Origin of the sequence: Streptococcus cristatus, from assembly GCF_003943535.1 — a bacterium.
In the GTDB taxonomy this organism is placed as follows: domain Bacteria; phylum Bacillota; class Bacilli; order Lactobacillales; family Streptococcaceae; genus Streptococcus; species Streptococcus cristatus_L.
In genome coordinates this window covers 84,046-98,498 of the sequence record NZ_RJPU01000003.1, presented here as the reverse complement: position 1 = coordinate 98,498, position 14,453 = coordinate 84,046, and the positions used below count along the sequence as shown (strand labels likewise).

Genomic DNA, 14,453 nt, shown 5'->3' with positions numbered 1-14,453 from the left:
TAAAATAAGGAAATGACAAAACTGTAAAGGAAGTCTTATGAAAAAAATCAATGAATCCTATAAACTCATCGTCTTTGCGGCGCTTGCTCTGGCTCTGGTTCTCTATATCGGAAACATTTGGTCGGGCCTGCAAAGCCTGACGTCGGTATTTTCACCCATTATACTGGGCGGAGTATTGGCCTTTATCTTTAATGTACCGATGAAAAAGCTGGAAGACCTCTTGGACAAATGCCGAGTCCCTCAGAAGTTGCAGCGCGCTTTGGCCTTGGTTTTGGAGGTGCTGATTTTAGCTCTCATCATGACGGGTATTGTCTCTATCGTCGTGCCGACTCTGACTACAGCGGTTAATCAGCTGAGCGCAACAATCGGCAAGGTAGCGCCTCAGTTAGCCAAGTGGCTGCAGCAGTCTGGCTTGCTTTCCTCTAGCCAGCTGAAAGATTTGACCAAGCAACTGCAAAACAGTGGTATTGTCAACAGAGCTATCTCCCTGTTGGGCAGTCTGACAGGCAATATCTCTGCTATTTTTGGTAATTTCTTCTCTGTCATTATGTCCATCTTTCTCATGTTTGCCTTCTTGAGCAGCAAGGAGCATTTGCAGACGATCACTAGTCGTCTCTTACAGGTTCTGCTTCCTGAGAAGGCGGTGAAACGCCTATCCTATGTCGGTTCTGTTATTGTTGAGACCTATGATAAGTTTCTGATGGGGCAGATGATAGAGGCCGTTATTGTTGGGATTTTAGTCTTTATCGCCTACTCTCTGACAGGTCTGCCTTATGCTGCCTTGACAGGAGTTCTGGCTGGCGTGCTCTCTTTCATTCCCTACATCGGTCCTTTCTCAGCTTGTGCTCTGGGAGCTATCTTTATCTTCACCGACAGCCCTTGGAAAGCTCTTCTCTCTATTGCAGTCTTTCAGGGAGTGCAGCTGATTGAGGGCAATATCATCTATCCGCGTGTGGTCGGCCAGTCCGTTGGTCTCCCAACTCTCTTTACCCTTGCTGCAGCCCTGATTGGGGGTAACCTCTTTGGCTTGGTCGGCATGATCTTCTTTACTCCTATCTTTGCAGTTATCTACCGCTTGGTCAGAGAGTTTGTTGTGGAGAAGGAGGAGGCTGAAGGGGACACAAGTAGGTGAAAAAATGAAGTTTATCGGCTTCATTTTGATGGCTGCTCTGTCCTTGCCTTATACTAGCTACTTTTTAACAAGCTCCTCAAAGGAAGTGTCATATAAACCGTTTGTTCTAAAGTTCATCAACTATTAAATGATTGTGAGCGAAAAGAAATTATCTTTGACAATGTTTCTGCAGTTTGCTTTTCTTTATCTGGAGACATCTATTTAGGTATATTTAAAAAGTTTATAATGCCCCCCAAAAAGTCCCCCAAAAATCTAACTTTTGGGGGCTTTTTTAATGAATTTAACTATGAGGATAAAGACTAAATCTATAACTTCAGAAAACAAGAAAATAGTTACAAGCAAGTTTCAAATAATATGGGGCAATTATTATAAATTTAGATACTTGATTAAGTTGAATAATCGTTTTGGATCAGAAAGTGTTGTGAGTGGGGAAATAAATGGTAAACATGTTATAATAAGGGCAGTAGAACATCGTTAAAGGAGAGAATGATGCAAGTAAAACCAGAACTGGAGATAGAAAAACAACTGATCAACCAACTGGTAACTGGGGAAAGCCAATGGACTTATAGAGAAGACCTCAAAACAGAAGAACAACTATGGGACAATTTCTTTGAGAAACTGGCTCAAAACAATGTTGCTCTACTAGCAGACCATCCATTGACAGAGCAGGAAAAACGTCAGATTCAGAACCAACTGAACTTTGTCAGCTACTATGATGCTGCTAAGTGGTTGGTAGGTGAAAATGGCATTGCTAAAGTCGAAGTTCAAAGAGAAGATGCTAGCTTAGGCACCATCCGTTTGTCAGTCATCTGGAGAGACAATATCGCAGCTGGTAAGTCTAGCTATGAAGTTGTTAACCAAGTTGAGAGAGACAAGGCGAATCCTCTGGACCAAGACCGTAGACTGGATGTTACTCTTCTCATCAATGGCTTGCCCATGATTCAAATCGAGCTCAAGAGTTCCCAAGCTGCGTTTATCGATGCCTTTCACCAGATAAAAAAATATGATCGTGAAGGTAAATTCCGTGGCATCTACTCTAGCTTGCAGATGTTTGTTGTGACCAACAAGGTAGATACTCGCTATATCGCTGCAGCTCGTGAAAATAAACTCAACAAACAATTTCTAACCAAGTGGGTGGATAAGGACAATCATCCTGTGACAAACTTGACCAGTTTTGCCCATGAAGTCCTTTCTATCCCTCGTGCTCACCAGATGGTCATGCAGTATTCTGTCCTTGATGATAGCAAGAAATCTCTTATCCTCTTGCGTCCCTACCAGATCCATGCTATCGAAGCGGTGCAGGAAGCTTCGCGCCGTCAGGATTCTGGCTACGTTTGGCATACAACTGGTTCAGGAAAGACCCTGACTTCCTATAAGGTGGCGAGGAATCTCCTTCAAATTCCATCAATCCAAAAGACGATTTTTGTCGTTGACCGCAGGGACTTGGACCAACAAACCACTTCATCTTTCCTCTCCTATGCGACCAATGATGTCATTGATATTGACGAGACGGACAATACCCATGATTTGGTCAAGCGATTAGGAAGTAATGATAAGCGTGTCGTAGTGACCACCATCCAGAAAATCACTACTATGATGCGCAAGTTTGACCAAGGTCTTTACCAAAAAGATGCGGATAAAATCAAAGGACTCCGAGTGGCCTTTGTCGTGGATGAATGCCACCGTGCTGTTACGCCACAAACACAAAAGGACATTAAGACTTTTTTCCAACAGTCGCTCTGGTATGGATTTACAGGAACGCCTATCTTTAAGGAAAATAAACGCCAGCAGGTCGGTGACCTTGCCCAAATCACCCAGCAACAGTATGGAGATCGTCTCCATGAATATACGGTCAAGGAAGCCATCCATGACGGAGCTGTCCTAGGCTTTAAGGTAGACTATCGCAATACCCTCATCACGGATAAATCTGAAAATGACGTACCAGATACTGTCTACGAGGATGAGGAGCACATGCTAGAAGTCTTGGATGCCATTATCAATAAATCGCGCCAACAGCTAGGCTTCCAAAAAGGAGTGGGCAATACCTACAATGCCATCCTGACGGTCAAGTCCATCCCTCAAGCCCAAGCCTACTATGACCTTCTCAAAAGAGTCAAGGCTGGTCAGACACGAGTCAAGGTATCTGAGAGAGTCAAGATGGTCCTTCCGGATTTTCCAAAGGCGACCATCACTTACTCTGTCACTGAAAATGAAGAAGAGTCAAGAGCCAACCAAGACCACATGAAGCAGGTCCTAGAGGACTATAACCAAGAGTTTGATACCCACTTTACCATGGCGGATCTTCGTGGTTTTAATACAGATGTCAATAACCGTCTAGCTAGGAAACAGGATAAGTATCTCTATCGCAATGAACAGTTGGACTTGGTTATCGTGGTCAATCGTCTCCTAACTGGATTTGATGCTCCTTGTCTATCGACTCTCTTTATCGATCGTAAACCAATGCAACCGCAGGATTTAATTCAGGCCTTTAGTCGTACCAACCGTATCTTTGACTCCAGTAAGACCTATGGTCATATCATCACCTTCCAAAAGCCTTTAGACTTTAAGGAAGCAGTCGATAATGCCCTTAAACTCTACTCAAATGGTGGAGAAAATGAGGTCCTAGCTCCGAGCTGGGAAGAGGAAAAGAGAAACTTTTTGCGGAGTTGCAGTGATTTCCAAAATCTCATCACCGATGATCCTGAGGAAGGCCTTCAAATCGAGCAAATCTCTACACCTGAGTTGAGAAAGCTCGCCAAGGCCTATCAAGTCTTTGATAAATATCTAGCCTCTATCCGAGTGTATAAAGAGTATGATGAGGAAGAAATCTATGCCCAGACAGGACTAAGCGCAGAAGAATTGGAAAACTATCTAGGCTTTTATCAAAATATCCTTGCAGAATTAAAAAGTCGAAGAGATGATGGTGATGAGGATGGGGAACCCCTTGATATTCACTATGAACTAGAGTCTATCCAAGTGGATGAGATTAACTACGCCTATATCCTGACCTTGATCCAAAGCCTGATTGAGCAAGAGCAAAGCCAGGAAAAGAGTCTCAGTGCACAGGACAGAGAAGCAGTGGATACCTATATCCAAAGTCTGGAGAAGACCAATCCAAATCTCGCGCAAATCATCTCAGAGCTTTGGCAAGAAGTACAGGCAAATCCTGAACGCTACAGAGGTCAATCTATCGCCAATATTCTTGACCAGATGATTGAAGCAGTCATCCAGCAACATATCCAAGACTTTAGTAAGACTTGGTATGTGGGTGAAGACGAACTCCGCTACTATGTCAATCACTACCGCAAGGGAGCTAAAAAACAACTAGGAGAAAGTCAACTGACTAAGAGTCAGCGCTACAAGGACTATAAAGTTGAGGTGACAGATGCCCTCAATCCACTCCTCTATAAAAAACAAATCAAAGAAGCCTATACCCAACTCATCGAAGAAGTGATTGAGCCGTTGAGGGTTGGGAGATAGAGGAAAGTATTTTATTCTTATTCGAGGAACAAATATGGTTGAAAAATTTGATATAAAACAGTTGCGTTATTTTGCAATGACTAAGAGGCTTAATTTTCTAATTGGATCAGGGACTTCAGTTCCAGCCATACCTTTAATGTCTTTTTTCAAAAGTAAAGATAATTCAGATGAGGAAGCTAATAATTTACTATCTGATAAAGTTAAAGCAGTTTCAATGAAAGTTCTTGAAGATATTAGTAATGCTAATGATGAAGAAAATAATAAAGCAGCTTCAATGAAAGTTCTTGAAGATACTAGCAACGCCAATGATGAAGATAATATTAAAGCAGTTTTAAAAAGATATTCTGAATTTATTAAAGTTGTACTTCAACTTCTTTACCATGCAAATTCTAGACAAGTGACAAAAAATATCAATATTTTTACTACTAACTACGATCTCTTTATTGAGAAGTCACTGGATGAATTGATGAAATATGAATCATTTGTTTTTAATGATGGAAGTAATGGATATTTTAATAGAATTTTAGATAGTGCTAACTATAATAAGTCTGTTGCATATAGGGGATTAAATGATAATTACCTTAATGAACTTCCTACATTATCTTTGATTAAACCACATGGTTCGATGAACTGGGAAAGAGGGCAAGAGGACAATATTTTAATAAGGCAAAGTGTAGTTGAAAATCCTGTAGTAGTTAAACCAACGGGCTTAGAGGGTCAAGAAACGTTTCTAAACAATCATTTTCATGACATGCTAAGAGTATTTCAACTTGAGTTAGATAAACCACAATCTATTCTTATTGTTATTGGATTCTCATTTCAAGATAAACATATTGCTAAAATGTTGAACAGATCTTTGAAAAATCCTGAATTAAATGTCTTTATATTTTGTTATTCTGAATCTGATAAACAAAAAATATTAACAAATTTGGGCCTCAGTGATTGTCCAAGAAATTTGAATGTCATTGCACCTAATGAATTAGAGGAAAAGTATAAATCAAAGCAAAAAAGTGACGATGGAAGTGAATGGTTTAGTTTCGATATTAGCAATCTAACTGAGTTGCTTAGAGATGTATCTTTTGAGGAGCAGTTAGAATGAAAATGAGTATCAAAAAATTAGGTGTAATAGTAGGTGTTGATGGGGATATTTCTCAAGTTGGAATGTATCATTTATCTAATGATGCAGAGTACCTATGGCATGGTGACGTGTTACAAGGAGCAAAAATTGGAGCATATCTAACAATTTTACAGAACAATGTAAAAATTATCGCTTCTGTTGTTACTGAAAAAGTTGCTGATCAAAAAAATACAATTAGAAGCACAGAATTTGATAATCGTTTTTCAAAGAATTCTATAAATCGAATCGTTCATTTAAAAACTAAAGGTGTTATTGAAAACGGTGAATTCCAAGTAACAAGTCAATATGTACCTATGATTGGAAATGAAGTATGTATTACTTCAAAAAAAGACTTAGAATTAATATATGGGATTAATAAGTCTGAGCCAACTATTTCCATTGGACAGTCAATCTTAGAAGGTCAAGTTGTTCCTTTATCGATTAATAAAATATTTGCTTCTCATATTGGTGTGTTTGGGAATACTGGTAGTGGTAAGTCAAATACTTTGCATAAGTTATTCTTAGAACTCTTTCGGTCAGAATATCGAGAAAATATTTTAAAGTATTCAAAATTTTATATTATTGATTTTAATGGTGAATATACGAAAGATGATAGTTTTGGTGTGGCCGGTACCCATAAAAAAGTATTTAATGTTAAAACTAGGAGTAAAACATCAAAGAAAATCCCTATTACTGAGAAATATCTTTTTGATCCAGATATCCTTTCAATTTTATTTGGCGCTTCTTCAGCAACTCAAGTTCCATTTCTTAGGAAAGCAATGAAAGAGTGGAATGAAAAAGAACATACTGGAGAAGTTATTGCGAAATTTGTGGTTGGAACGTTGAAAAAAATTCTTACAACGGGAGATGCAGCATTATCTGATTCAAGGGATAATTGGATCAAAGTAGCAAAATCATACATAGCAAAAGAAAACTGGGGAATATTTATTCAAGTTTCCTCGTTAACTTATTATGCAACAACAAAAGCTTATTACACTCAGGGAGAAGAACATATTTATTTAAATGATAAGTCTGATTTAACTGAACAGATAGAAAAAAAGTTACAGATAGATGAAATTAGACAAGAACTTGCAGAAAGTTTTGATTCTTTGGACTTGATAGATAAATTAAAGTTCTTTTTAGATTTTCAGAAAGTTCACTATAGTACTTGGAAATCAACTAATATTGAGCATATTAATCCTTTATTTCATAGGATTGATACAGCTCTGAATAGCTTGAAGAAAGTTGTTGAGGTTAAAGAGAGTATTGAGGGAGATTTTTCTAGTCTAAATATTATTAATCTTGTACATGCTAATCAGGAAATCACTAGATTAATTCCTATGCTTATCTCTAAGATGATATATGATCAACAGAAAACGAAAATAGCTGGAAAAGATGTCACCTGTACTAGTCATTTGATTATTGATGAAGCACATAATATTTTAAATGCTCAGAATCATTCAGTAGGAGATACTTGGCAGGACTATAGATTAAATATTTTTGAGGAAATCATTAAGGAAGGACGAAAATTTGGTTTCTACTTAACTTTATCTAGTCAACGACCGGCCGATATTTCACCGACTATTCTTTCACAAGTTCATAATTATTTCATCCATAGATTGGTTAATGATAATGATTTACGAATGTTGCTGAATACTATGCCTACGCTGGACAAAACTTCCTTTAATAAAATTCCTAGTTTAGGTAAAGGAGAGGTTATAATTACTGGTAATGCTATTCAAGTTCCAGTATTTGTGAAAGTAGATAAAGAAGAAATCATTAGACCGAATAGTGATGATGTTATTTTGACTGAATTGTGGAGTTGAACTATGAGAAAAGAAGAAATATTTAGATTACTAGGAGTATCAGATGAAACTGAATTGGAAAGCTTATTGGATTATAAATCAGTTGAATATGCCGATGTAATTACTGAAGAAAATTATTTTATAATTAATCGTGAAACATCTAAGTATGGAATTCCATCGATTGAACGTAGCGGATTTGATATTAAAAAACATAAGTTACTTGAATTATCAATGGATTTAAATAAGCAACCATATATTTGTGAAGCATATCTAACTGGGGAAAGTTTGGATACTTTGGGAAGCAAGAAGAGAAAGAAATTAAAGGATCCAGTCAATTGGGAATGTGTTGCTTCAGATATATTTGCAAAAAAATATTTTCATAGAGGACATATTATTGGTCATTCATTAGCTAATGAACTTGTTAGAAATATTTATAATAAAAATAAGAAAATTTTGTTTGTTCAAACAGCATGGAGTAATATAAACCTTCAACGTCTCAATTATTATAGTCAGTCTTATTTTGAGAATATGCTTGAAGAAATAATAAAAAATGGAAAAAATATTTTGTATAAATCAAAATTAATTTATAAAACAAAAATTGATAAAATACCTATAGGTATTCAAATTCAAGCTATCTCTATTGATGAAGAACTGTCCATTAATGTTTTTATTCCAAATGTTTCTCCAGGAATATCAATTGATTATACAGAAGGTAAGATAACGAGGTTAGAATGATAATACAAGCAGATTTTCCAAGTATTATTTTTTCAAGATTCAATGAAGATTCGTCATGGAAATCAAAAAAATTTAAAGAATTATTAGACCCAACGGAGAGAATTAGACGAGATCCATTTGGTAGTGCTTTAAAAAAGAATATTTTGTTCAAGTGGCGAGTAAGTTGTTTATGAAGAGTAAAGTGGGACTTACTGCCTCTTTATGCGTTTATGCGCTACTGCGGAAGACTATCTTGAAAAGAAATAGTGACTCAACTACTCAATGACCTCAATAGCATTCGAGATAGCAAGTACCGTCTCATTTCTAGTAAGCAAGAAAGAAAAAGGTCAAACCAGAAGAATCAGCCCAGTATAAGGATATGGACAAACCCCTTAGAAAGGAATTGCTAAGGGGATTTTTGCTGGTTTCGTGGTATAATTTTAGTATGTAGAATTATTCTTAAAAAAAATAGAGTTTTAATTTAGAGAGGTTGAAATGGGTTTATCTAATATTGAAATAAAAAAGGAGTTATCTAGGCGGTTCCAAGAAGCTAGAAAGAAGTCTAGACCTCAGACATGTTTACTATGCAAGAAGCCACTTACTAAACTTTGCAACTCACATTCAGTTCCTCAATTTGTCTTAAAACATTTGGCTGAGAATGGAAAAATTATGCAGTCAAGTTCACTAATGTCTTTTGAAGATATAGATTTATTTGAAATTGAAAAAGGAGTGAACAATTCTGGAATCTTTAAATTTATATGTCATTCTTGTGATAATGAATTCTTTAATGACTATGAATCTGAAGAAGCATTGTTAGGGGAAATTTCAGATAAAATGTTAGCTGAAATTGCTCTGAAAAATGGATTGATGAATGTTTCAAAGCGAAGCCAAGAAGTAAAATTATATAGTTCTCTTCCAGAAAGAATAATTGGTATTGACGATATGATAGATTTGTATAGTTTAGATTTAAGAGATTTTCTTCAAGAAGTGGAAGTTCATAAGCGAGAAATTTTAAATAATACAAAAGGTGCATATCAAATCGTGTTTAAAGAGATTCTCCCATTTGTGGTTCCTATTGCTACACAAGTAGCTATTACACTACAAGATGATATGTATGGGTATCCCGTAAATGATGTTTTTAATCCTGATCCAAAAGTCAGTATGCAAGATCTGCATCTGGTCATTTTCCCTTTTAAAAAATCATCTCTTGTTTTAGCTTTTTATCATAAAAAAGACAAAAATTATAGAACTCTAAGACATCAGTTTAATAGCGAAAATTCTAAAAAAACCAAAGAATTTTTAAATTATCTTGTATTTGCCTACACAGAAAATTTTTTTATTTCAAAAACAATTTATGAAAAAATTCAAAATAATAAAAAACTAATCCAGCTAAGTCGTGAATTGTATCAGAAACCTAATCTTGGAAATTTAAGTATGTATGATTTTTTTAATTTGAAATATGAACCGGTAAAGCCAGACGAAATTCCCAATTTCTTAACAAAAGACTGGGCACTAGGAGAAAATAATGAGTAAAAACAGTATTCCCAAAATTAGGTTTAACAATTTTAAAGCTTTTTGGGTAGAAAAAAAAATTGCAGATATAGTCAAAATATCTGCTGGTGGTGATGTAGATAAAGAAAGATTGAAGCAAAGTGGAAAATATCCTGTTATTGCAAATGCTTTGACAAACAAAGGAATCGTTGGCTTTTATGACGATTATAAAGTGAAAGCTCCTGCAGTGACTGTTACAGGTCGTGGGGATGTTGGATATGCTGTAGCAAGACATGAAAATTTTACACCAGTTGTTAGACTTCTAACTCTTCAATCAGATAGTATTGATATGGACTATCTTGAAAATCAGATTAATTCTATGAAAATTTTAAATGAGTCTACGGGTGTTCCTCAATTGACAGCTCCTCAACTTGGGAACTATAAAGTGTATCGTCCTGAAATTGACGAACAATCCGCCATAGGTTCTCTTTTCCGCACCCTCGACGACCTTCTAGCGAGTTACAAGGACAATCTCACCAACTACCAATCTCTCAAGGCAACCATGCTCTCCAAGATGTTTCCCAAAGCTGGGCAGACTATTCCTGAGATTCGTTTAGATGGATTTGAAAGAAAATGGGAGAAAAAAAAGTTAATAGACTTAGTATCGCCAGTGTCCAGAAAAGTAAAAAAACCCTCCGATCCTTACTATAGGTTATCGATTCGCTCACATGCTAAAGGTACCTTTAAACAATTTGTTGATGATCCTAAGAAAATTGCAATGGATAATTTATTCGAAGTTAAAGAGAATGATTTGGTTGTAAATATTACATTTGCTTGGGAACATGCGATTGCTGTAGCTAGTAAAGAAGATGATGGTTTATTGGTTTCTCATAGGTTTCCGACATTTGTAATTGATAAATCTGATAAGAATTTCATTAATATTTATATTAAGAGAGAAGAGTTTAGACAAAAGTTGGATTTGCTATCACCGGGTGGAGCAGGACGAAACAGAGTTTTAAATGTAAAAGATTTTATTAAGATTCAAATGATAGTTCCAGAATTGGAAGAACAACAAGCCATCGGCTCCTATTTCTCAAACCTAGATAACCTCATCAACTCTTGCCAAGAAAAAATCACTCAGCTAGAAACTTTGAAAAAGAAACTCTTGCAGGATATGTTTATCTAGATGATTAGTGATAACTTTTAACAATTATATTTAAAAACTTAGAAAGAAACATTATGGAAACAACACAAACTTCCCAGTCGCTCTATCAAGCCCTGTGGAACTCAGCGGATGTTCTCCGCTCTAAGATGGATGCTAATGACTATAAGTCCTATCTTTTGGGTATGGTCTTTTATAAGTATCTGTCAGACAAGATGCTCTTTTTCGTGGCGGAGACTATGGAAGAGGGGAGTGAGAACCTAGAGGCTGCCCTTGTGGTCTATCGCAACTACTATGAGGATGCGGACACCCACGAGGATCTTCTTGCAGTTATGAAGGACGAACTCAACTATAGTATCAAGCCTGACTTGACCTTTACGGCTCTTGTAGCACGTGTCAATGAGGGGACTTTCCAGCTGGAAGATTTGGCTCAGGGTTTTCGAGATATTGAGCAGAGTGACGAACTCTATGAAAATCTCTTTGAAGATATCGACCTCTACTCTAAAAAGCTAGGGGCAACTCCGCAAAAGCAAAACCAAACGGTGGCGGCGGTCATGAAAGAGTTGGCAGTGCTGGATGTGGCTGGTCATGCAGGCGATATGCTGGGGGATGCTTATGAGTATCTGATCGGTCAGTTTGCGACTGACTCGGGTAAGAAGGCTGGAGAGTTCTATACGCCGCAGCCTGTTGCCAAACTCATGACTCAGATTGCCTTTTTGGGTCGTGAGGACCAGCAAGGCTTTACCATCTATGATGCGACCATGGGATCTGGCTCTCTCTTGCTCAATGCCAAGAAATACTCTCATAAACCGCAGACAGTGGTCTACTTCGGTCAGGAGCTCAATACCTCGACCTATAACCTAGCTCGGATGAACATGATTCTACACGGTGTTCCAGTTGAGAATCAATTTCTACACAATGCCGATACACTGGATGAAGACTGGCCGACTCAAGAGCCGACCAACTTTGACGGTGTTCTCATGAACCCGCCGTATTCTGCTAAGTGGTCAGCAAGCTCTGGCTTTATGGCGGACCCTCGTTTCTCTCCTTTTGGGAAACTGGCGCCCCAGTCCAAGGCTGACTTTGCCTTTCTCTTGCATGGGTATTACCACCTCAAGCAGGATAATGGGGTTATGGCTATCGTCCTTCCTCACGGTGTTCTTTTCCGTGGAAATGCGGAGGGCACCATTCGTAAGGCCTTGCTAGAAGAAGGGGCCATTGATACGGTTATCGGTCTACCTGCCAATATCTTCTTTAATACCAGCATTCCGACCACGGTTATCATTCTCAAAAAGAATCGTACCAATCGTGATGTCTACTTTATCGATGCTTCTAAGGAGTTTGATAAAGGGAAAAACCAGAATATCATGACGGATGTTCATATCGAGAAGATTCTGGAAGCCTACAAGTCTCGTGAGGAGATTGATAAGTTTGCCCACCTAGCAAGCTATGAAGATATCGTCGAAAATGACTATAACCTCAATATCCCTCGCTATGTAGATACCTTTGAGGAAGAAGAAGTAGAGCCACTGACAGATATCGTCAGCAAGATTAACGAGACAAATAAAGCTATCGAAAGTCAAACAGCTTCTTTACTTGACATGCTGAACCAACTCCAAGGAACCACACCAGAAGCCGATGCAGAACTCAAAAAGTTTTTGCAAGAGTTTAAAGGGTGATGGGAAAGTAGTTAGATACGTCAACCCGACTTAAAATCCCAGCCAAATTAACTTTTGGCTGGTTTTTATTGTCTAAAGATGCTATAATTAAATTACCAAAAAGGTAATTTAATTTAACAGAAAGTGACTTAGGAAGCTTATCTATACAAACAAAACTGTTAAAAAGCAGTGCACAGAGCTGAGGCAGGCGAAAAAGGATTTTTCGGATAAGGTTGCGGTAAAGTTGCATCAGTTGATCAACTTTTTGGAAGCAGCGGATTCTTTGTCTAGTGTGACCGCTTTTCCTAAATATCACTTTCACCAACTCAATGGAAAGAGACAAGGGCAGTTTGCTTTGGATATAGATGGTCGAAGGAGTTCCTATCGGTTGATTGTAGAATTTCGTGATGAGGATCTAGAAAAGGTATTTCCTAGTCCCGTTGAAATCGAAATCCTAAAATAGAGGAGGTCAGCAATCACTATGAGTAATAAAATTGTTGAATACAAAGACCTGATTGCTTTTCATCCAGGTCAGTATGTTGAAGAGTTGATTGAAGATTATAATGTGACGCAGAAAGAATTTGCGGAGCGTTTGGGAGTTTCGGCAAAGACTGTCAGCAAGCTTGTCAATGCTGAGGAGTCTATTAGTAAGGATACGGCTCATAAGTTAGCCAAGCTAAGCGGAGTTTCCATGCAAACCTGGCTTAATCTTCAGAATGCTTACGATGTAAAAGTTGCAGAGATTGTAGAACAAAGAGATCTTGAAGAAGGTAGCGAGAAAGAAATCTGTGAGATGATTGATTTCAAGTATTTTAAGGAAGAAGGTTACGTTCCATACAAACGCTATACTTTGAAAGAAAAGATTGTCGAGCTTCGCAAGATTTTAGGTGTGGCGAATTTAAAAAACCTCACGACTTTCAACCATCTAGTTAGCTACCGTAATACACGTGAGTTTACGCCTAAAAGTATAGTCAACTCCAATATCATGCTAGAGTTGGCATCTAAAAAGGCGCGTGATAAAACGACAATTAAACTCAATCGCAGAAAGCTAGAGAGAAGCCTGCCGGCGATGAGAAAGTTGACAAGACAAGATCCAGAAGTTTTTCCTCAACGCTTGTCTGACATCTTGCTAGACTGTGGTGTTGTTCTAGTCGGTCTACCTGCTTTGGCAAATGCTAATCTGAATGGTGCTACAAAAAAATTCAGCAATGGTAGTGCCTTGCTATTATTGACAGACCGAAACAAGGCATCCGATATTTTCTGGTTCTCACTTTTCCATGAGATTGGGCACATTTTACAGAACGATTTTTCATCTGAAGACGGAAACAGTGACTCATACCGACGTTCTGAGGAAGAGGCAGACCAGTTTGCAAAAGATCTTTTGATAAACCCTGAAGACTATCAAACTTTTGTAGAAAAAGGAAACTTTGATAAGTCGGATATCATACGCTTTGCTGAGGAAGTCGATATTCATCCTAGCGTTGTTTTAGGCAGATTACAAAATGAGGGCATTCTCGGTTTTGACCGTTTCCGAGAACTAAAAGAAAATTATTACATTGTATCCTAAGTATCAGGAAATTTTTAGAAGATGAAAAGATGCTTAAAGTTTAGTATAGTTAGCAGTGGACCCCAATTGATTCGCTCATTTTATCAAAACATGATAATAGAAATCAAAATTTAGATAACCTATAGTCTTTTCTAATAACAAGTCATAGTTGTTTATAAGAATTAGCGATAGCCTGTTTTAATCTATAAACTAGTATGTAACTTAAAAACAAGCAAAAAAAGGGATTTGAGACACGTGTCTCAAATCTTTTTCTTTTGTCTATAATGGTGGTATAGTTTTAAACTATATCAAACTCTGGGAAATTCCAATTATACAGAGGGCGGATTT

The 14,453-nt window shown here is 37.5% G+C and carries 9 protein-coding genes and 1 pseudogene; all 10 read left to right on the top strand.

Annotated elements, in window-relative coordinates:
• The first annotated feature begins 37 nt into the window (after window positions 1–37).
• The 10 genes and pseudogenes from D8790_RS06295 to D8790_RS06250 all read left to right on the top strand — a co-directional run bounded on the left by D8790_RS06295 (window position 38) and on the right by D8790_RS06250 (window position 14,126).
• A complete protein-coding gene (locus tag D8790_RS06295; protein ID WP_125387987.1) occupies window positions 38–1,132 on the top strand; it encodes an AI-2E family transporter in 1,095 nt (364 codons plus the stop codon).
• 486 nt (window positions 1,133–1,618) lie between these two features.
• Window positions 1,619–4,612, top strand: a complete 2,994-nt coding sequence (locus D8790_RS06290) for a type I restriction endonuclease subunit R (protein ID WP_029705128.1) — start codon at window positions 1,619–1,621, stop codon at window positions 4,610–4,612.
• A 34-nt stretch (window positions 4,613–4,646) separates the two neighbouring features.
• On the top strand, window positions 4,647–5,711 hold the full coding sequence (locus tag D8790_RS06285; RefSeq protein ID WP_125387986.1) for an SIR2 family protein: 1,065 nt from the start codon (window positions 4,647–4,649) through the stop codon (window positions 5,709–5,711).
• Window positions 5,708–7,555, top strand: a complete 1,848-nt coding sequence (locus D8790_RS06280) for an ATP-binding protein (RefSeq protein WP_000784066.1) — start codon at window positions 5,708–5,710, stop codon at window positions 7,553–7,555. Before D8790_RS06285 ends, D8790_RS06280 begins: the two co-directional genes overlap by 4 nt.
• Before the next feature lie 3 nt (window positions 7,556–7,558).
• Window positions 7,559–8,269, top strand: a complete 711-nt coding sequence (locus D8790_RS06275) for a hypothetical protein (protein WP_050562293.1) — start codon at window positions 7,559–7,561, stop codon at window positions 8,267–8,269.
• A gap of 474 nt (window positions 8,270–8,743) precedes the next feature.
• Complete coding sequence (locus D8790_RS06270) at window positions 8,744–9,781, top strand: hypothetical protein (protein WP_000524474.1); 1,038 nt, start codon at window positions 8,744–8,746, stop codon at window positions 9,779–9,781.
• A complete protein-coding gene (locus D8790_RS06265; RefSeq protein ID WP_000042199.1) occupies window positions 9,774–10,925 on the top strand; it encodes a restriction endonuclease subunit S in 1,152 nt (383 codons plus the stop codon). Before D8790_RS06270 ends, D8790_RS06265 begins: the two co-directional genes overlap by 8 nt.
• 53 nt (window positions 10,926–10,978) lie before the next feature.
• Entirely contained in the window at window positions 10,979–12,580 is a 1,602-nt protein-coding gene (locus D8790_RS06260) for a type I restriction-modification system subunit M (RefSeq protein ID WP_125387985.1), read from the top strand.
• Window positions 12,581–12,719: 139 nt separating this feature from the next.
• Window positions 12,720–13,048: pseudogene (locus D8790_RS06255) on the top strand (addiction module toxin RelE).
• A complete protein-coding gene (locus tag D8790_RS06250; RefSeq protein WP_125387984.1) occupies window positions 13,041–14,126 on the top strand; it encodes a HigA family addiction module antitoxin in 1,086 nt (361 codons plus the stop codon). Before D8790_RS06255 ends, D8790_RS06250 begins: the two are co-directional and overlap by 8 nt.
• The last annotated feature ends 327 nt before the right edge of the window (window positions 14,127–14,453 follow it).